The sequence below is a fragment of the Kitasatospora sp. NPDC054795 genome (assembly GCF_053611565.1).
The window spans coordinates 20,078-37,661 of the sequence record NZ_JBSHAP010000043.1; the positions used below are offsets into that span (position 1 = coordinate 20,078).

General features: G+C 72.6%; 18 protein-coding genes. 8 read left to right on the plus strand and 10 right to left on the minus strand.

The window, feature by feature from the left end; translation table 11 throughout:
* Positions 1-425 precede the first annotated feature (425 nt).
* Complete coding sequence (locus ACWGJO_RS17560; RefSeq protein ID WP_452184716.1) at positions 426-2,339, plus strand: protein kinase domain-containing protein; 1,914 nt, start codon at positions 426-428, stop codon at positions 2,337-2,339.
* Positions 2,340-2,370: 31 nt separating this feature from the next.
* Here the strand turns inward: ACWGJO_RS17560 and ACWGJO_RS17565 are convergent, their stop codons facing one another.
* Positions 2,371-5,394: an AfsR/SARP family transcriptional regulator gene (locus tag ACWGJO_RS17565; protein ID WP_452184718.1), complete on the minus strand. Its 3,024-nt coding sequence runs from the start codon at positions 5,392-5,394 to the stop codon at positions 2,371-2,373.
* Between the two features lie 214 nt (positions 5,395-5,608).
* Between ACWGJO_RS17565 and ACWGJO_RS17570 the strand changes: the two genes are divergently transcribed.
* Both ACWGJO_RS17570 and ACWGJO_RS17575 read left to right on the plus strand, forming a co-directional pair.
* Positions 5,609-6,106, plus strand: coding sequence for an aegerolysin family protein (locus ACWGJO_RS17570; RefSeq protein WP_452184720.1), 498 nt, complete (start codon positions 5,609-5,611; stop codon positions 6,104-6,106).
* Between the two features lie 204 nt (positions 6,107-6,310).
* Positions 6,311-6,616: a hypothetical protein gene (locus ACWGJO_RS17575; protein WP_401050661.1), complete on the plus strand. Its 306-nt coding sequence runs from the start codon at positions 6,311-6,313 to the stop codon at positions 6,614-6,616.
* 86 nt (positions 6,617-6,702) lie between these two features.
* Here the strand turns inward: ACWGJO_RS17575 and ACWGJO_RS17580 are convergent, their stop codons facing one another.
* From ACWGJO_RS17580 to ACWGJO_RS17610, 7 genes are all read right to left on the minus strand, one after another.
* Entirely contained in the window at positions 6,703-8,397 is a 1,695-nt protein-coding gene (locus ACWGJO_RS17580) for an eCIS core domain-containing protein (RefSeq protein ID WP_452184722.1), read from the minus strand.
* 159 nt (positions 8,398-8,556) lie between these two features.
* The gene (locus ACWGJO_RS17585; protein ID WP_452184724.1) at positions 8,557-8,979 is read right to left on the minus strand and encodes a PH domain-containing protein; all 423 of its coding nucleotides are present in this window, start codon (positions 8,977-8,979) and stop codon (positions 8,557-8,559) included.
* A gap of 71 nt (positions 8,980-9,050) precedes the next feature.
* Positions 9,051-9,716, minus strand: a complete 666-nt coding sequence (locus ACWGJO_RS17590; protein ID WP_452184728.1) for an SMI1/KNR4 family protein — start codon at positions 9,714-9,716, stop codon at positions 9,051-9,053.
* 296 nt (positions 9,717-10,012) lie between these two features.
* On the minus strand, positions 10,013-10,564 hold the full coding sequence (locus ACWGJO_RS17595) for a hypothetical protein (protein WP_452184730.1): 552 nt from the start codon (positions 10,562-10,564) through the stop codon (positions 10,013-10,015).
* A gap of 15 nt (positions 10,565-10,579) precedes the next feature.
* Positions 10,580-11,023, minus strand: coding sequence for an ATP-binding protein (locus ACWGJO_RS17600; RefSeq protein WP_452184732.1), 444 nt, complete (start codon positions 11,021-11,023; stop codon positions 10,580-10,582).
* A 137-nt stretch (positions 11,024-11,160) separates the two neighbouring features.
* Positions 11,161-11,649 carry an NUDIX domain-containing protein gene (locus ACWGJO_RS17605; RefSeq protein ID WP_452184733.1) on the minus strand — a complete coding sequence of 163 codons (489 nt, stop codon included), beginning with the start codon at positions 11,647-11,649 and terminating at the stop codon, positions 11,161-11,163.
* Positions 11,650-11,663: 14 nt separating this feature from the next.
* Positions 11,664-11,804, minus strand: coding sequence for a hypothetical protein (locus ACWGJO_RS17610; protein ID WP_452184735.1), 141 nt, complete (start codon positions 11,802-11,804; stop codon positions 11,664-11,666).
* Positions 11,805-11,993: 189 nt separating this feature from the next.
* Here ACWGJO_RS17610 and ACWGJO_RS17615 point away from each other — a divergent pair, with 189 nt between their 5' ends.
* The gene (locus tag ACWGJO_RS17615; protein ID WP_452184737.1) at positions 11,994-12,824 is read left to right on the plus strand and encodes a helix-turn-helix domain-containing protein; all 831 of its coding nucleotides are present in this window, start codon (positions 11,994-11,996) and stop codon (positions 12,822-12,824) included.
* Positions 12,821-13,033, plus strand: coding sequence for a DUF397 domain-containing protein (locus ACWGJO_RS17620; RefSeq protein WP_452184739.1), 213 nt, complete (start codon positions 12,821-12,823; stop codon positions 13,031-13,033). The genes ACWGJO_RS17615 and ACWGJO_RS17620 overlap by 4 nt, the downstream gene beginning before the upstream one ends.
* A gap of 744 nt (positions 13,034-13,777) precedes the next feature.
* Here ACWGJO_RS17620 and ACWGJO_RS17625 read toward each other — a convergent pair.
* Both ACWGJO_RS17625 and ACWGJO_RS17630 read right to left on the minus strand, forming a co-directional pair.
* Positions 13,778-14,440, minus strand: a complete 663-nt coding sequence (locus ACWGJO_RS17625) for a response regulator (RefSeq protein WP_452184741.1) — start codon at positions 14,438-14,440, stop codon at positions 13,778-13,780.
* Positions 14,437-15,564 carry a sensor histidine kinase gene (locus ACWGJO_RS17630; protein ID WP_452184743.1) on the minus strand — a complete coding sequence of 376 codons (1,128 nt, stop codon included), beginning with the start codon at positions 15,562-15,564 and terminating at the stop codon, positions 14,437-14,439. The genes ACWGJO_RS17625 and ACWGJO_RS17630 overlap by 4 nt, the downstream gene beginning before the upstream one ends.
* 219 nt (positions 15,565-15,783) lie before the next feature.
* Here ACWGJO_RS17630 and ACWGJO_RS17635 point away from each other — a divergent pair, with 219 nt between their 5' ends.
* From ACWGJO_RS17635 to ACWGJO_RS17645, 3 genes are all read left to right on the plus strand, one after another.
* On the plus strand, positions 15,784-16,167 hold the full coding sequence (locus ACWGJO_RS17635; RefSeq protein WP_452184745.1) for a DUF6223 family protein: 384 nt from the start codon (positions 15,784-15,786) through the stop codon (positions 16,165-16,167).
* A gap of 296 nt (positions 16,168-16,463) precedes the next feature.
* Positions 16,464-16,673 carry a DUF397 domain-containing protein gene (locus ACWGJO_RS17640; RefSeq protein WP_452184746.1) on the plus strand — a complete coding sequence of 70 codons (210 nt, stop codon included), beginning with the start codon at positions 16,464-16,466 and terminating at the stop codon, positions 16,671-16,673.
* A gap of 237 nt (positions 16,674-16,910) precedes the next feature.
* Positions 16,911-17,450 carry an RICIN domain-containing protein gene (locus ACWGJO_RS17645; RefSeq protein ID WP_452184748.1) on the plus strand — a complete coding sequence of 180 codons (540 nt, stop codon included), beginning with the start codon at positions 16,911-16,913 and terminating at the stop codon, positions 17,448-17,450.
* Positions 17,451-17,584 lie beyond the last annotated feature (134 nt).

The window sequence follows — 17,584 nt, forward strand, 5'->3', positions numbered from 1 at the left end:
GTCAGCATTCGCACCGGAACCGCCCACTGAAGTTCGCAGAACCCGCGGAAGTCCGTAGAGGCCCGCCGGATCCGCCGCCTGTTCGCGGTGCCGGGCGGGGCGGTTCACCGGGCCGTGGACCGGAGGCCGTCCGTGCACGGTCGGCTGCCTGCGACCTGGGCGGAGACGCCCCCGGGGCAGCACCGTCGGTGGACGAACGACGAATCGGGCGCCCCGCACGCCGCCGGAGGAGACCGGGCCCGCCGCCGGCCCGCCGGGGGCGGGGGCCGGTGATGGCCCGAGCCGAGAGCGGTTCATATGATGGGAATTCAGTAGTTGACTTGCCGGTGTCATGATCCTCGGAGTGCGCCCGGACCAGGGCGCGCCCGGGAACCGGGCCGGTCCCCGGATCCGCTCCGGTCCTCGGGCTCGATTCAGGGGGATGCATGCGCGGCACCGTGCTCGCCGACCGCTACCGACTGGTGGACTGGCTGGGCGGCGGGTCGATGGGCGATGTGTGGCTCGCCGAGGACGAGGTCCTCGGCCGCCGGGTGGCGGTCAAGGTGGTGAAGCCCGCCCTGCTGGACGAGCCCGGCTTCGCCGAGCGCTTCCACGCCGAGGCCCGGGTCATGGCCCGGCTGCGGCACCCGGGCATCGTCGGCGTGTACGACTACGGGCACGATCGCGGGCCCGGCCACGACCACGACCACGACCGCGGGCCCGGCCACGGGCTTGGCGACGACCGCGGGCCCGGCGCGGGGCCCGGCGCCGCGAACGGGCGGCGCCCGGTCGGCTATCTGGTCATGGAGCTGATCGAAGGGCAGCCGCTGAGCGCCGTCCTGGAGCGCCGCGGAGCCCTGCCGGTGGCGGAGGTCCTGGAGCTGGCCCTGCAGGTGCTGGAGGCGCTGGAGGCCGCGCACGGGTCCGGGGTGGTCCACCGGGACATCAAACCGGCCAACCTGATGGTCCGCGGCGACCGTACGGTGATCGCGGACTTCGGCATCGCCCGGCCCGACTGCGACGCCCGGACGACCGTCCCGGGGATGGTGCTGGGCACCGCCGCCTATCAGGCACCGGAACAGGCGTCCACCGGGACGGTCACCGCCTCGGCCGACCTCTACGCGCTCGGCGTGGTCCTCTACGAGTGTCTCGCCGGCCGGCTCCCGTACGAGGGGGAGACCGCCCTCGAAGTGATCCTCAAGCACCTGACGGAGCCGGTGCCGCCGCTTCCCGGGGAGGTGCCCGCGCCGGTGCGGGCGCTCGTCGAGCGGGCGATGGCCAAGGAACCCGGTGAGCGCTGGCCCGACGCGGCGACGATGGCCACCGCCGCACGCCGCGCTCTCGCCGCGGTGGAGGCGGCGCCGTCCCCGTCCCCGTCCTGGACGGGGAGCAGGACCGGTCCCCGGCCGGTCGCGGCGCGCGCCCCACGAACCGGACGTGCCCCGCGGACCGGAGGCGCCCACCGGGTCGGGCGCCGCCTGCGGGCACTGGCCGGGGTGACGGCGCTGATCCTGCTCTGCGTGGCCGGGGCCGCCGGGGCGACGGTGGTCCGGCCCGGCCGGGACGGCGCGCCGCAGGACACCGCCGCCGTCGCCGGGCCCACGGACGGCCCCGCCCGGCCGGACGCCGCCGCGTTCGTGGAGGCCGGCAGCCCGCTCACCGGACAGCCGTCCGCCCCGGCGGCGCTCCCGCTCCCGCCCCCGCCGGCCGTGCCGGGCACGGGCGAGAGTCCCGCCCCCGCCCCGGCCGCCCCCGCGCCGACCACCCGGAGCCCCTTCGCCCCGGCCGCCGCCGTGCCCACCCGCGGCTCCGCCCCGCTCCCGGCCCCGGCCTCCACCACCGGGGAGAACCCCGCCGCGCCCGCGCCGACCCCCACCGCCCCGGGCCGGCCGGACCCCGGCGAAACGGCCACGCCCACGCCGTCCGCGACGCCGACGCAGCCCACCCGGCAGCCGGTGGCGCCGCTGCCCGAGCTGGCGCGGATCAGCAGCAACGGCGGCACGCTGGACAACTCCTACTCCAAGGACTGGGACGGCAACCAGGTCGACACCTTCGATGCCAACGGCACGCTGGCGCAGGTGTGGCGGCTGGACAAGGTCGACGAGGGGCGGTACTACCTGCGCAACGCCTCCAGCAACTTCACCAAGGGGCTGGACCAGGACAGGGACAGCGGCCGGGTGCAGATCTGGACGAGCCCGCCGTCCAACTGGAACCAGGTCTGGGCCATCACGCCGGTTCCGGGCGGCCACCGGATCGTCAACGCCGACACCAACCTGTGTCTGACGTCCGACGGCGTGGGCCACTGGGTGCGAGTGGCGCCCTGCTCGGGCGCGGACAACCAGGTGTGGACGTTGAGGTGAGCCGCCGGCCGCCGGCCGGGCCCTGGGCGGGTCACTCCGGCAGCCAGGACGGCCACTGCCGGCGGGGCCGCACGGCGGGCCCGTCCGGGCCGATCAGGGCGCGCAGCCGGTTGGCCTCGGGGGAGCCGAGGGAGGCCAGGATGTCGTAGGCCTCCGACCGGTGGGCCCGGGCCGCGTCCCCGTCGCCGTCCCCGCCGCGCTCGGCGAGTGCGTCGCCGAGCGCCGCCAGGGCCAGCCCCCGTCCGCGGCGGTCGCCGTCGAGTGTCAGCACCTCGACCGCCCGGTCGGCCGCCGCCGCGGCCTCCTCGCCGCGGCCGACGGCGCGCAGCGACTCGGTGAGCCGCAGCAGCGTACGGCCCGTACGGCGCCGGTCGTCCGGCCGCAGCAGGGACAGGGCGTTGCGGTGGTGGTGCAGGGCCTGTTCGAACTCGCCGCGGTCGTGGGCGATCGTCCCCATCGAGTCGAGGGCGAGCGCCTGGAGGTCGTGGTCGGCGAGCCGGTGGCAGATCAGCAGAGACTGGTCGACGACGCGGACGGCCGCGTCGAACCGGCCGAGTTCGGTGAACGCGCGGGCCAGGTTGAGCAGTTCGGCCGCCACCGAGCGCCGGTCGCCGAGCTTCTCCCAGGCCGAGACCGCCGCCGTGAAGCCGGCGACCGCGTCGCCCGGCCGGCCGACCTGGACGAACAGGGCGGCCAGTGAGGCGTGGGCCAGGGCGAGCAGCGGCCCCGGCAGGTCGTGGGCGGTGCACAGGTCGCGGGCCCTGAGCAGTTCGGCGAGGGCCGCGGGTTCGGAGCCGACCTCGGTGAGCAGCCGTCCGAGCACCAGCCGGGCCCTGACCTCGGCCGTGCGGTCGCCCTGCCGGAGGGCGGCCCGGAGCAGAACCTTGGCCGCGTGCCCGAGCGGCCGGGTGGCCTGGCCGGTGTCGCACAACAGGCTGCAGCCGAGCAGCAGTTCGGCGACCAGGTCGAGCCGGGGCGGCTCGGGGAGCCCGGCGTACTGGCCGACCAGTGCGCCGATGCCGTGGTAGTCGACACGGCCGTGGCGCGGTGCCGCGGCGCGGGAGGCGGCTCCGCCACCGCCACCGCCACCGCCACCGGTACCGGAGTCGGCACCGGGCAGGGCGGCGCGGGCGGCGGACGGGCCGAGGGCCGCGACGGTCCCGGCGTGGTGGTGGGCCGCCAGTCGGGTGAGGACGGCAGCCGGGAAGTCCTCCTCCTCCTCCGCCTGCGAGCCGGCCCCCGCCTGCGCCCCGGCCGGCGGGGCCGGGGCGAGCTGCTGGGCGAAGGCGCGCAGCAGGTCGTGGTACCGGTAGCGGTCCGGTGGCGCGGTCTCCAGCATCGAGCAGTCGACCAGCGACTCGGCCAGTTCCTCGGCCTCCTCCTCGGGCAGGCCGAGCACCGCCGCGACCGCGCCCGGCGACAGGTCCGGCACCTCCGGCACCGCCAACAGCCGGAAGGCCCGGGCCTGTTCGGGCGTCAGCTGGTCGTAGCCGAAGCGGAACGCCGGTTCGACGGCGAGGTCCCCGGCGCGCAGCACGTCCAGCCGCCGCCCGTTCCCGGACAGCTTGTCGAGCAGCCGGGCCATGGTCCAGTCCGGCCGGCAGGCGAGGCGGGCGGCGAGGATGCGCACGGCCAGCGGGAGATGCCCGCAGAGCCGGACGAGTTCCGCGGCCGTCCGCTCCTCGGCCCGCAGCCGCTGCCCGCCGATCACCCGGCCGAGCAGGCCGAGGGCCTCCTGCCGGGCGAAGGCGGAGAGCTCGACGACGTGCGCGTTGGGCAGCGAACCGAGCCTGGCCCGGCTGGTGACGAGCACGGCGCAGCCGGGCCGGCCGGGCAGCAGCGGCCGGATCTGTTCGGCGTCCCGGGCGTTGTCGAGGACGACCAGCACGCGCCGGTCGGAGAGCAGCGAGCGGAACTGGGCGGAGCGTTCGGCGAGCCCGGGGGCCAGCGCGTCCGCCGGTACGCCGAGGGAGCGCAGGAAGGTGCCCACGGCCTCCTCGGGGCGGGTCGGGCGGCCGTCGGCGCCGTGCAGGTCGAGGTAGAGCTGGCCGTCGGGGAAGTCGGCGGCCAGCTCGTGCGCGACGTGGACGGCCAGCGCCGTCTTGCCCACGCCGCCCAGGCCGGAGACGGTGGCCACGGGCACGGTGCGGGGGGCGAGCAGAACGGCCCGCAGGGCCTCGGTCTGCGCCTCGCGGCCGGTGAAGTCGGCGAGGTCGGCCGGGACCTGGGTGGGCCGGACCGCCGCCCGGTACGGCGGGCCGGGCCGGTGGGGCGGGCGGGTCGCGGCGGCGGGCCGGGGCCGCGCGGGCGCCACCAGGCCGGTGTCGGCCACCAGGATCCGGCGCTGCAGCTCGCGCAGTCCGGGCCCCGCGCTGACGCCGAGCTGCTCGCGCAGCCGCCGGTCCGCCGTGCGGAAGACGCCCAGGGCCTCGGCCTGCCGGCCCGTGCCGTAGAGGGCGAGCATCAGCAGTTCGGAGAACCGTTCCCTGAGCGGGTGTTCGGCCACGACGGCGGTCAGTTCGGCGACGAGCTCGCCGGACGGTCCGGCCTCGATCTCGGCCTCCAGGCAGGACTCCAGGACGGTCACCCGGCGTTCGGCCCACTCACCGCGCTGCCGTTCGGCGTAGGGGCCGGGGAGCGCGGTCATCGGCTCGCCCTGCCACAGGGCCAGCGCCGAGCGGAGCACGCCGGCGGCGTGGGCGTGCTCGCCGTCGGCGCGCAGCTCCTTCGCCTCGTCGAGGAGTTCCTCGACGCGGTGGGTGTCCAGCGCGCCCGGGTCCAGGGCGAGCAGGTAGCCCCCGCTGAGCGTGGTCGGCGCGTCGGGCCCCAGGACGCGGCGCAGGCGGTGGACGTAGGTGCGGATCACGGCGGAGGGCTTGGCGGGCGGCTCCTCGCCCCACAGGTCGTCGACGAGCTGACCGGTCGACACCGGGTGGTTGGCCCGCAGCAGCAGCGCGAGCAGCAGGCTCCGCTGCTGCGGCGACCCGAGCACGAGCTCGCCGCCGTCCCGCCACCCCCGCAGCGGCCCCAGCACCGCGAACCGCAAACCACCCACCGGCTGTCCCCCTTCGCCCGCACACGATCCCCCCGGCGCATTTTACCGACCGCATCACCCCTGGTCAGAGGCGCCGTGCCCGGTCCGGGCGGTCGACGACGCGCTGCTTGTCCATCACCTGTCAACGCATTGTCGACCGCCTGTTGACGGGCCCGGCCGAGGCTTCGAGCAGCAGGACCGCACCGACGCGGTCCGGGAACGAGAGGAGTACTCCATGGCACAGCGGAAGTCCCTGGTCCGTTCGGCGCTGGCCGCGGCCGGCGTCGCCGCCGCCCTGTTCGCGACGGCCGCCCCGGCCGGCGCGGCCACCGCGGACCAGCAGCCGGCGCAGGCGCTGAGCGCGGCGCGCAGCACCCAGGTCGCGGTCGTCAACTGGACGGGCTGCGAACTGCGCCTGCAGAACGCCTGGCTGGACCACGGCATCTGGTCGAGCGGCCTGGCCCCGGACGCCGTCGTGCGCGACGGGAACACCGGGCGCTGGCAGTCCGAGAGCAACGGCTTCCTCACCGGGACCGAGGGCCACGTCATCTACGACGCCGAGAACTGCGGGAACCCCGGGCTCAACGGCAAGCGCGTGCAGCTCCACTGGAACAACCCGTACGCCGGCAGCAACGGCTACGACTCCGCCGGCTCCGACCCGATGTTCCGGTTCGCGCAGAGCGGGGGCAGTGGCAACAACGCCGCCGTGTACTGGACGATCACGGGCCCCTGAGCGGTAGCCGGTTGACCGTCGGGCGCCCGGCCGGGACCTTCCCCCCTCGGCCGGGCGCCCCGGGCGTGCGGCGGTCCCGGCAGGTGCCGCCCGGGAGAGCGGAACGGCCGGTTTCGGCCAGTCGCGCCGACAGTGGATACAACTGATCGCATCCTCGGCATGCTGACCGCACAGCTTGTTCGAGATGCGACGAAGGAGAAGGTCATGCGTCGAATTGCGGCTCTGGGAACCGGTGCGGCGCTGCTGGTGGCCGCCGGTGTGATGGCGGCGCCGGGGGCGTCGGCGACCTCGTACTGCAGCACCACCCAGGGCACGAACTGGGGATCGGTGAGCTGCCAGACCACCGCCACCAAGAACCACTGGCAGCTGGTGCTGGTCTGCAACAACGACAACGTCAAGGGCAACCAGACGACGGTCCTCGGCTCCTGGCACATGGGCAACGGGAGCGACACCCTCTACTGTCCGACCGGCTACAGCGCGGCCTACACCAAGGTCAACAACGACAACTGACCCACCGCACAAGGGTGTCGGCCGTCGTCGCCTCGGCGGCGACGGCCGACACCTCGGCGCCTGCGGGGTCCCGGGGGCCGGTCCGCTCACGTCATCGTGTAGCTGAAGTTCGACTTGAAGGAGTTCATGGAGCCGACCGCGATGGTCTCGCAGGCCGTGTAGAACTGCTTCTCGTCGTTGGGGTCGAAGCCGTTCGCGGACACCAGCTGGGCCAGTGACCTGAACTCCTGGAGGATGCGGGCGTTGAGCTCCGCGTCGGGCTCCTTGCCGGCGCGGTGGTACTGCGAGTCCGCCGATCCGCCGCCGGCCTTGGCGAACAGGGTGAACGTGTTCATCGCTTCGTGGAGCGTGGCCGTCTCACCGGTGACCACCTTGTTGAACGCCGCGACGGCCGCGGTCGGGTTGGCGGCGGCCCGGCGGAACTCGGCGCCCTGGATGATGGCCACGATCTTGGCGCAGTACTTCTGCGCGTCCTTGGGCAGATCGTCGAACGGCCTGCTGCCGCTCTCCGACAGCGCCTTGATGAACCGGTTCGCCAACTGCTGCTCCGTGAGGCCCGACTTGCTCCTGGCCAGGTCGAACAGCTGGGAGTAGTCGCCCTCCTGCACGCTGCCGAGAACGAAGTTCCCGCCGGCGCCGATGGTGTAGGAGGCGCCGTCCTCCACGTCGCTGTACGTGAACGGGTTCACCATCGCCTGCCGGTTGCGGAACGCCTCCAGGTCGAGGCTGACCCCGCGCAGGGACAGCCGCCGGCGCACTTCCTTGTGGCGCTTCATCTGCTCCTCGTCGGAGATCGTCAAGGTGTGCTGGAGCGCCCCGGTGGCGACGGCGACGGGCGTCACGGGCGCCAGGTTCTGCCCGCTCGCCGCCCGCACCCGGGCGTGGGCCGCGTCGATGAGCTTCTCGTACGAGGTGAAGTGTTCGGATTCCTCCGCGTCGGCCATCCTCCCGATCTCGGCCAGGATGGCCTTCCTGTCCGCCTCCGGCAGGTTCTTGTGACGCCCGGCATTCCACTGGACCTTGTCGGTCTCCCCCGAACTGCTGATCGTTCCCCTGGCGACGGTGACGACCCGCTGCACCGCCGGGGCCGCCCCGCCCGGTACCGCCCCGCCCGGGGCACGGTCCGCACGGCCGGGGACGTCCGGGACGGCGACGGCCCGCTGCACCGGCGCCGCCATCACCCGGCGCGCGGTCGCCTCCGCCTCGCGCTCGAAGCGGTCGGACGGGTCGCTGACCCGCAGGCCGTTCCCGTGGTCCGTGCCCAGGACCGGGCCGCTCCGCTGCTGGATCACATGGGTCAACTCATGGGCCAGGGTGTGCTTGTCCGCCCCTCCGGCACCGAGGACGACATGGCTGCCCGAGGTGTAGGCGCGGGCGCCCACCTCCTGCGCCGAACGCTGCGCCGTCGTGCCGGTGTGCACCCGCACGTCGGAGAAGTCCGCCTGCAGCCGCTGCTCCATCTCCTCCCGCAGCCCGGCGTCGAGCGGCCGGCCCGGCGATCCGAGGACGCGGTGCACGGCGGAGCGCTGCACGGGCGTCCCGCCGCCGTCCGGCTCCTGGTGGCCGCAGCCCGGGGCGTGCCGGTGGCGGGCCTCCTCGAACATCCGGGCCACGGCGGCGTTGCCGACGGTGCGCTGCAGGGCGGCCACCTCCTGCGGGGACGGAAGGCCCGCCCCCGGCCGTACCGGCACGGCCGCGGTGCGGGCCGTCCGCGCGGAGTCGGCGCCCCGGCGGCCGGAGCGGGCGCCGTCCGGCGTTCTGGCGGCTTCCCGTGCGTGCATGAGGGACCCTTTCGGGGCGGAGGACGGCTCAGCCTCCTGTATACGGGCCGCGGTTGGCCCCCGGCCAGGTACGCGGGGGCAGAGTCGCTGTCCCCGCGGGGCAGACCCGGCCGGGCCGCCCGGCCGTCCCGGCCGCGGCAGCACGCCCGTCGAGCCGCATCACCCGGCCGCGGCGCCGGATCGGTGCGCGGTCCACGCGGCCCGCAGCTGGGACAGGCGCGACCGGAGCTCCGGGTCGTCCGCGCTCGACGCGACCAGGCCCGGCAGGACGACCGCCCGCCCCTGGTGCAGACGCACCTCCAGCAGACAGTGCTCGATGCCGCGGTTGACCTCCGGCGAGAACCCGAACGACCGCACCTGCGGCCAGGTGACCACCCGTGTCCTCAGCAGCGTCCGCGTGGTCAGGCCCGCGGAATCCACCGTGGTACTGCCGCAGAACGGGCCCACGAAGGAGGCGGCGACGACGTAGGCGACGATCAGGCAGACCGTGAAGGCCGCGATCATCGCGGGATCCCGGCCCTTGGCCCCTGCGGCGAGGACGAAGGCAAGGGCGCAGGCCAGAGCGGTCGGGAAGAGGACCAAGGTCCGCCGGCCCGTCCGCCGGTACCGGATCGGGGCCCTGAAACAGTGCTGCCCGCCGTGCCGATCGTCCATCACGTCCTGACCCACGGCATCTCCGTCGACCCGGGCGCGTCGAGGAATCCCTCGATACCCCACTCGGCGCCCCAGTTCCTGCCCGCCCAGTCGCTCTTGGGAGACCAGAGGGGTCGGGCCGGCCGAGGCCCCCACACCTCGGGGTCCGCGCGCACCAGCAACTCGTCCTCCGCCGCGTAGCCGCCGGTCAGCACAGTTGCCACGAACTCCGCGAAACCGCCGTCGAAGTGGTCGAGCCGGTCCTCGTAGAACACCGTCACCGGCCACTGCTCGGGGTCCGGACCGGTCGTCAGCCAGCAGCACTGGTTGTGGTTGCTGTTCCAGCCCCAGGACAGCAGGCCGCCCGGGTCCGGGAACACCGGGGTGGGGCCGGGCTGGTCCCACCAGTGCTCCTCGCCCTCGATCTGGTCGCGGAGATCGACGTCGTTCGTGATACGCCAGTCCGCCAGGCCGCCCGGCGCCTTGTAGAAGGACGGCTTCTCGCTCGGCGTGTACACCCCCCACTCGCCGTTCAGACTCACTCCGCCGTACAGGTCGACGAACGCGCGGTAGTCCGAGGGCAGCTGGACCCCGAGTTCGGCGGGCGCCAGCTCCCACGGAACCCGCGCCGGGGCGTACACCGGCTCTCCCATGACCGCCCGCAGTCGGTCCCACGCCTCGGTCATCGCCCATCCCTCGTCGGCCGTCGTCGCATCCGATGCCGCACTCTAGGCGACGGCTCCGACAGGCTGCCGTCCCACTCAGGACGCGTGCGGCGGCTCCTGCCGGCGGTCGTAGTGCTCCTGGGCGGCGAGGAGCTCGTCCCCGTGTCGGCCGAACCACTGGATGAGCTCGGTCAGCGGTCCGGCCAGGCTGACACCGAGTTCCGTCAGGTCGTAGGTGACCTGGGGCGGGGCGATCGGCGTGTGCTGCTGCGCGGGAAGTCGGTGGGGCCGACTTCCCGCGCAGCAACGGTTGTTGCTCAGGTGCGGGTGGCTTGGGTGCGGCAGTGGGTGAGGGCGTAGGTGAGGCGGGTGTCGGGGTTGGGGGTGGTGGTGAGGAGTTCGCCGGCGGTGACGAGGGTGGTCCAGTAGAGGGTGGGGTTGCCGGTGCGGGGCATGGGGCGGGCGGCGGCGAGGGAGAGGTAGGCGGCGGTGAGGTTTCCGGTGGTGAACCAGCGGGTGAGGCCGTGGTGGTGGCCGGGTCGGATGCCGCCCATGGCGTCGATGGCGGTCAGGAAGTGGTCGACGACGGTGAGTTCGGTGTCGGTGAGGGAGGCGGGGACGTCGAAGACGCCGAGGGCTTCGAGGAGTTCGCCGGTGTCGGTCTCGGAGTTGGGCCGGGGGTTGGCGAGGAGGGCGTCGTGGCAGTCGGCCAGGCGGCGGACGGTCTCGGCGAGGGGGATGGTCAGGGCCAGGCAGACGGCGCGGGCGGAGGGCAGCGGCTCGCGGGTGCGGCGGGCGAGGAGGGCGTAGGTGTCGGCGGGGGTGCGGCCGCGGGAGAGGGCGTGGCCGGCGAGGGTGGTGAGGTGCATGGGGGGTTCGGTCTTTCAGGCGGTGGCGAGCGAGATGGTGGGGCCGGGGGCGGGCGTGACGAGCGCCCAGACGTACTTGCCGATGCCGCCGGGGCGGTTGGCGCTGCCCCAGCGTTCGGCGAGTGCGTCGACGAGGAGCAGGCCGCGCCCGTGCTCGTCGTCAGGGGTGGCGGCACAGAGGACCGGGCGGCCACTGCCGGCGTCGTGGACTTCCAGCCGCAGACGGGAGCCGGTGAGAGTGAAGCGGATCTCGATATGGCAGTCGTCGGGGGCGTCGGAGTGCTGCACGGCGTTGGCGAACAGCTCGCCGAGGAGCAGTTCGGCGGTGTCCGAGTACCGGTCCCCGGAGGGGAGGCCGGAGAGGTACGCGCGGAGCAGGTAGCGGGCCAGGGGCGTGGACTCGGTACGGGAGTCGAGGCGCGCGACGAACATGCGGGGGCGGCGGTGGGTTTTGAGCATGGGGGAGTGCCTCAAGGGAGGATTGCGTGCGAATGGAGTGCGCCGTGCGGTGCGCTACGGCGCCGACTCGGGGGTCTTGCCGAAGTGAGGGCCCGGACCGCGGCGATGGCGGTCCGGCCCCTGGGGTGTCGGCGTGATCAGCCGACCGGGACCGGGACGCCCCGGACGAGGAGGGGGAGGCCGTCGCCGTGCTCCCAGGCGTCCCAGGCGTCCTCGACGCGGCGGCACTGGTCGTCGGTCATGAGGTCGCGGAGCCGGTGACGGGGGACCCAGTGGAGGGCGCGCAGTTCCTCCGGGGGCCGGTGGTTGGTCGCGGTGGTGACCTGTTGGGGTGTGAGCTTCCCGCCCGCGTAGACGAGGTTGAGGCCCTCGGGGAACTCGGCGGCGGGCATGTAGTCGATGGTGAGGACGGTGCGCAGGGGCAGGACGAGGCCGGTCTCGGTTTCGAGGTGCCGGCGGGCCGCGAGGTGGGGAAGTTCGTCCTGCTCGGCGCTGCCGCCGGGGAGGATCAGGCCGTCCATGTAGACGGGATCGACGAGGAGGGCGAGCAGGTCGCCCGATCCGCCGGGGTCCTCGCGCAGGGCGAAGATCTGCTGGCCCGAACGGCGGGCCGGGGGCTTGCTCATGATGCGGGTCCTGCTCAACTCTGCTCCAGGTAAGAGGAATTGATGGCGGGCGCCAGTGGCCACCCGTCGGCGGTCGGGCGGTAGGCCTTCCCGGGCGCGACCTCCATGACGATGCCCGAGCGCGGATCGCCGCTCTCAGGAATGGTGAAGTCCATTGCAAGTTCATGGAGTTGAAGGCGAGCCTTGGGATTCCGCGAGGGGTGCATGGGGCCTCCGTCGGTTGCTCTGTGCTCCCGATGAATCACCAGGTGTAGCCATAGTGGCCCCTTGCCCGCTACGATCGGAAGGCTTTCCCACTTGACAGTTCCCCCGTGTGGTATTCGCGCAGCAGTGGAGGTCTGACGATGCGTGAGTCTCAGCTGGATCCATCGGCCTCGCCTCTCAAGGCGTTCGGGGCCCAACTGCGCAAGCTGCGCAAGGCGGCGGGCTTGACGCAGACCCAGCTCGGCCAGCGGACTAACTTGAGTGACAGTCAGATTTCGAACCTCGAAAGAGGGACGCGCAATCCCACGCTTGACTGGGTTCGTAAGGCTGACAAGGTCATCGATGCCGGTGGAACATTGGAACTGACGTACTGGAGCCTGAGCAGGTCGTCGTTGCTGGAAGGGTTTCCCGAGTACGCGGCGCAAGAGGCGAAAGCTCAGGGCATCTCCCACTTCGAACTGGGCGTCGTGCCCGGCCTGGCTCAGACCATGGAGTACGCCAACGCCTTTGCCTCTGCGGCCGTTCGGCGCGGCAGCATCACTGAGGAGCAGGCGGCGGATCGCCTCGACTTCCTGGCCACACGCCAGAAGCTGCTCGACCAGCGGTCGGCTCCGCGCCTGCACTTCGTCCTGGATGAAGGTGCGCTCCTGCGAAGGGTGGGAGGGTCCAGGGTCATGGCGCGGCAGCTGGCGCACCTTGAAGATCTCGCAAGCCGTCCGAACGTCACCATCCAGGTGGCGCCGTTCTCCCTCGCAGAAGAGCTGCCGTTCACCATGATGGTCACGCTGCTTACCCTGGCGGATCGATCACTCCTGGCATACTCGGAGTGCCAGCTGCGCGGCTTCCTCGCGCGAGACGCTGATACGGCCCAGGCCTGGGAACGGGACTACCATCAGCTCCAGGTGGAAGCGCTGTCGAAGGCTGCGTCACTGGAGATGATCCGCAAGCAAGGCGTGAGAGGAACGTCATGATTTCCCCTGTAGACCTGTCCGACGCCGCATGGTTCAAGAGCAGTTACAGCAACAATGGCGGGTCTTGCGTCGAGGTGGCTCCCGACTTCCCCGGCCTGACTCCTGTCCGTGACTCCAAGGACCCCCAGGGCCCGGCTCTCGTCTTCCCGGCCGAGGCGTGGAAGTCGTTCGTTGCCGCTGTTCGCAGCGGCGAGTTCGGCGACGTCTGAGCCCGAGCCCGAAGGAGGCGGCCCCTGCTCGGGGGCTGTTTCCGGGGCATGGCGGCACGTGGCCGCCTGACCGGGGTCAGGCTGTGAAGAGGTAGTCAGGCGCTCGGCTGGGGTTGCCCAGCCGAGCGTTTCTGTGTGAGCGGGGGAGGGCGCGGAAGGGCTGTGAGCGCTATGGAGCTCGATCCGGCCGGCGTCCGGCAGGGCAAAAGGACACAAGGAGCCCCTGGCAATGCGACCGCTGGACAACCGCTGCATCTGCCAGAAGCCCCGCCGCGTCACCCGCCCGGCCCGGGCAATCTCCTCACCTGCCCTCAAGCCGTTCATGGAGCTCCTCGGCGAATCGCGTCCGGTAGACGCCGTGGACGATGGCCCCGGGGGACTGGTAGCCCCTGTGCTCAGGGTCCGGGACATCCCGTCCCACGGCGCCACGCCTTCTGGAAGCAGCGGAGCACGGCCCGGATACATCCGAGCGGCTTCTTCCAGCCGTAGTTCTCCCACAACCACCGAGCTCCACAGCCCGTAGCCCTGCCCGACCACCCACATGCACAGGTCCTCGGTGCTGTCCTCGGACCAGACGTCCCCATCCACGCTCACACCTTCCGAGCAGTCGGCCAGCGTGGCTCTGTTCAGGAGTTGTGACAGCGATCGGTCAGCTCTTTGGGAGGCACCCAAACTCCGCCGTGTTCGGTGTTCACGAGAAACGACAGCACCCGTCCGAGGCATCCGACGACTTGACTGTGGATGTCAGGAGTTGCGCGGGGTTACCAGGCCGGACTCGTAGGCGAGGACGACGAGTTGGGCCCGGTCACGGGTATGGAGCTTGGCCATGGCCCGGTTGATGTGGGTTTTCGCGGTCAGCGGGCTGATCACCATACGGCCCGCGATCTCGTCGTTGGACAGGCCCTGCGCGACCAGGATGACAGCCTCGCGTTCGCGGCTGGTCAGCTCTTCCAGCCCGGTGCCGGTGCCGGTGTTGAGCGGCTGGGTGACGTACCGGTTGATCAGCTTTCGGGTGATCGAGGGTGCGAGCAGGGCGTCGCCGCGCGCGGCGACGCGTACGGCGTGCAGGAAGTCCTCCGGCTCGATGTCCTTGACGAGGAATCCGGCAGCGCCGGCGCGCAGCGCGTTGAAGACGTATTCGTCCAGGCCGTAGTTGGTGAGGATGATGACGTGGACCCCGGCCAGGGCCGGGTCCGCGGCGATGCGCCGGGTCGCCTCGATGCCGTCGACGACCGGCATCTGGATGTCGACGAGCGCGATGTCGGGCAGGTGCTCTTCGGCGAGTCTCAGGCCCTCGCTGCCGTCGGCGGCCTCGGCCACCACCTCGATGTCGTCTTCGAGGTCGAGGAGCGCGCGGAATCCGCTGCGGATGAGCGGCTGGTCGTCGACCAGCAGGACACGGATCATGACGTTCGGTCCACGGGGAGTTCGGCCTGGACGGTGAAGCCGCCCTCGCGGCGTGGTTCCGCCCGCAGCCGGCCACCGAGGGCGGTGACGCGTTCGCGCATCCCGAGCAGCCCGACGCCGGGCGTCGGCGGGGTGCCCGGTGTGGCCTTGCCGTCGTCATCGATGCGTACTGCGAGGGCGTCCGGCCGGCAGTCGATCCGGACCGACGCCGTGGCGGCGTCCGCGTGACGGGCGATGTTGGTGAGCGACTCCTGAACGATCCGGTACACGGTCCGGCCCATGGCGGCCGGCACGTCGTGCCGCTGTCCCTCGAGTGTCAGCGTCGCCTTCAGGCCGGTCCTGCCGGCCCGCTCCACCAGCTCCGGGACATGGTCGAGCCCGTGCGGAGGGGTCGTGTCGTCGTCGCGCAGCGCCTCCAGCGTCGCTCGCAGCTCCCGGGCCGCCTCACGCCCGGCCTCCCGGATCGCCAACAGGGCCTCAGGCACCGGTTCACCCCGCTTGCGGGCCACGTGGACGGCGACTTCGGCCTGCACCTTGATGACCGAGATCTGATGAGTGAGCGAATCGTGCAGCTCCCTCGCGATGTGCAGCCGCTCCTCGTCGGCGCGACGCCGCGCGGTCTCCTCCCGGGTGCGCTCGGCCTCGTCCGCCCGCCGCTCGGCCTGCCGCAGGGCTTCCCCCGCCGCACCGGCGGCGATCAGCCAGGCCAGCTCGAGGGCGCCTCGGGCCTGCGCGAACGCCTCGCCCGTGTCGTGCAGGCCCGAGGCCAGGGCCGCGAGGGGGAGAGCGGCCAGCATGGTCACACTCGCCACCACCGTGACGGTGCGATGTCCCGCCCGCACGGCGGCGTACACCGCGAACAGGTACGCGACGACAGGCACGTCGAAACCGGCCGCCTGGTACCCCACCGCGCACAGCCCGGTAACGGCCAGGACCGGAACCGGAGCCCGGCGGCGCGCAGCCAGCGCCAGGCCGCCGACTGCCAGCAGCGCGTAGCCGAGCAGGTCGATGTCCGTGGCGGAGTGCTGCCCGGACAGCCCGGTGACCAGCAGCGCCGCCGCCACGCCGACGGCGATCACCCAGTCTCCGACACCGGCCCGAACGCCGAACCTTCCTTTGCTCATGCGCCGCACCCTAGCCGGATGCTGCCGCGGGCGAGTCCCGCTCGCGGACGAGCGGACGACTACCGCGCACGCAGTACCTTCGCGGCGCCTACCGCACCTGTAGCAGCCGGGTGCGTCATCGGCGGCAGCGCGAAGTGCCTGCGTCTGCTGGACGACCGGCGGTGGGTCCAGCGGACATGATCAGGCAACGTTCAGTCGTAGAAGGAGAAGGAGCATGTCATGTCTGTCCGTCACCTGATGGCCGCACCGGTGGCCGCGCGCGTCTCGGTCCAGCCGGTCGCCGCCAGTGTTTCCGGCCTGACCCCCGAGCGGGCCTGGGCCACCGCAGCCGCGCTGCTGGCGCTGGCCGGCGTGGTCATCGGCGGGCTGGCTCTGGCCCGCTCCGCCGGTCGTGTCGGCAACGGCAGCGGGGGAAGGGGGGCCATCGCGGCTCTGGTGGCGGGGCTGATCGCCGTGGTCAACGGCGGGCTGGTGGTGGTCACCGCCGACGGTGGTCTCGGCACCGGCAACGGGATCGCCGGCGGCTACGTGGCCCTGGTGCTGGGACTGATCGCCGTGATCCTCGGCGGGCTGACCCGGACCCGCTCCCGCCGCACCGGCTGACCGCCGCAGATACGAGCGCGCGTTCGCAGTCGCCTGAAGACCGATCAGATGCCGCCGAGTACCGGCGCCGTCGAAACTCGTGAACTTTTCGACTCGCTGATGGGCGCTGGCTGCCTCCCAAGCTGGTGCACAAGTTCTGTCCGTTTTCGTACAAAACCAGCCAGCGATTCGGCCGCGGACTCGTATGCGAGCGCGAAGGCTTCAAGCACCTCCCGCGAGTGGGACTCCAACCACAACTCCAGGGCAGACAGACGCGGTCGTGTCGCTTCCAGGACCTCCCAGAACCAGTCGGGAACATGAACCGGTCCCATCTCGGCTCCTGTGTCGACGGCTGCGGTACTCGCCCGACCGTACAGCGCGGTGAAGTTCCCTGGACCCTGCCGGGCCCGGCCGCTTCGAGCGCCGATGACTCGAAGGACCCCCGCGGCCCGGCCCTTGTCTTCCCCGCCGAGGCCTGGGTGTCGTTCGTTGCCGCTGTCCGCGTCGGCGAGTTCGGCGACATCTGAGCCTGAGCCCGGGAGAGGAGCCCCCTGCCTGGGGTGCGGGGTTGGTCGCCGTCCAAGTCAAGGCCGTGAAGAGGCAGTCGGGCGCTCGGCTGGGGTTTCCCCCAGCCGAGCGCTCTCCCTGCAACCCGGCGGCGCGGGACGACGCGGAACCCGGACAGGTCGTCGGTGCGCTCGACGATCCTCTCCAAGTCCCAGCCTTCTTCCCGCCGCTGGTCCGTTGGCGTACCGTCGGAGCACATGAGGCTCATCACCCACAGGACCCTCGCCACCCTCGCGGGGGCGACCGTCGCCTTCACCGGTATCGCGGCCCTCAACAGCGCCCCGGCGTCCGCCGGACTGGCCCACTTCACCGGGCAGCTCCAGGTCCAGGGCGACCAGACCTACCTGGACGAGGGTACGGGCACCGACGTCCTCGCCCGCGCCGCCGCTCCGACCGGCCAGACCTGGGTGTTCGACAAGGTCGACCACGCCTTCGAGTCCGTCGGCGTCTTCACCGTCAAGGGCAGCACCTCCGGGAAGTGCGTCACCGCCAAGGGCATCGGGCAGGCCGTCGTCCAGGAGCCGTGCCGCAGCGGCGACCTGACCCAGCGCTGGATCATCGACGTCAGCCAGGACACCACCCTGATCAGGAGCCACGGCGACTTGGGCCTCGTCCTCCACACCACCGGAGTCGGCCAGCCCGTCGCCGGCTCCCCGGCCCCCAACACCGGCGGCGGCCCGACCGGCGCGGGCCTGCCCGGCAGCCCCGACCAGAACTGGATCGTCTACCAGGACTGACGCTCACCGGCCGACCTCGGGAGTGGGAAGTCGGCCGGTCCGACTTCCCACTCCGCGCGGCCCGGCGGCGCACGCACCGTACGTCGGTCCCGACACGAGTGGGGCCTTCCGGATCGGCGCGGAGCAATTCGACA

Excerpts from the sequence above, each read along its gene's own strand:
- ACWGJO_RS17560 (WP_452184716.1), top strand. The coding sequence starts at position 426 with ATGCGCGGCACCGTGCTCGCCGACCGCTACCGACTGGTGGACTGGCTG.
- ACWGJO_RS17570 (WP_452184720.1), top strand. The coding sequence starts at position 5,609 with ATGGCACAGCGGAAGTCCCTGGTCCGTTCGGCGCTGGCCGCGGCCGGC.
- ACWGJO_RS17575 (WP_401050661.1), top strand. The coding sequence starts at position 6,311 with ATGCGTCGAATTGCGGCTCTGGGAACCGGTGCGGCGCTGCTGGTGGCC.
- ACWGJO_RS17580 (WP_452184722.1), bottom strand. The coding sequence starts at position 8,397 with ATGCACGCACGGGAAGCCGCCAGAACGCCGGACGGCGCCCGCTCCGGC.
- ACWGJO_RS17590 (WP_452184728.1), bottom strand. The coding sequence starts at position 9,716 with ATGACCGAGGCGTGGGACCGACTGCGGGCGGTCATGGGAGAGCCGGTG.
- ACWGJO_RS17595 (WP_452184730.1), bottom strand. The coding sequence starts at position 10,564 with ATGCACCTCACCACCCTCGCCGGCCACGCCCTCTCCCGCGGCCGCACC.
- ACWGJO_RS17600 (WP_452184732.1), bottom strand. The coding sequence starts at position 11,023 with ATGCTCAAAACCCACCGCCGCCCCCGCATGTTCGTCGCGCGCCTCGAC.
- ACWGJO_RS17605 (WP_452184733.1), bottom strand. The coding sequence starts at position 11,649 with ATGAGCAAGCCCCCGGCCCGCCGTTCGGGCCAGCAGATCTTCGCCCTG.
- ACWGJO_RS17610 (WP_452184735.1), bottom strand. The coding sequence starts at position 11,804 with ATGGACTTCACCATTCCTGAGAGCGGCGATCCGCGCTCGGGCATCGTC.
- ACWGJO_RS17615 (WP_452184737.1), top strand. The coding sequence starts at position 11,994 with ATGCGTGAGTCTCAGCTGGATCCATCGGCCTCGCCTCTCAAGGCGTTC.
- ACWGJO_RS17620 (WP_452184739.1), top strand. The coding sequence starts at position 12,821 with ATGATTTCCCCTGTAGACCTGTCCGACGCCGCATGGTTCAAGAGCAGT.
- ACWGJO_RS17625 (WP_452184741.1), bottom strand. The coding sequence starts at position 14,440 with ATGATCCGTGTCCTGCTGGTCGACGACCAGCCGCTCATCCGCAGCGGA.
- ACWGJO_RS17630 (WP_452184743.1), bottom strand. The coding sequence starts at position 15,564 with ATGAGCAAAGGAAGGTTCGGCGTTCGGGCCGGTGTCGGAGACTGGGTG.
- ACWGJO_RS17635 (WP_452184745.1), top strand. The coding sequence starts at position 15,784 with ATGTCTGTCCGTCACCTGATGGCCGCACCGGTGGCCGCGCGCGTCTCG.
- ACWGJO_RS17640 (WP_452184746.1), top strand. The coding sequence starts at position 16,464 with ATGAACCGGTCCCATCTCGGCTCCTGTGTCGACGGCTGCGGTACTCGC.
- ACWGJO_RS17645 (WP_452184748.1), top strand. The coding sequence starts at position 16,911 with ATGAGGCTCATCACCCACAGGACCCTCGCCACCCTCGCGGGGGCGACC.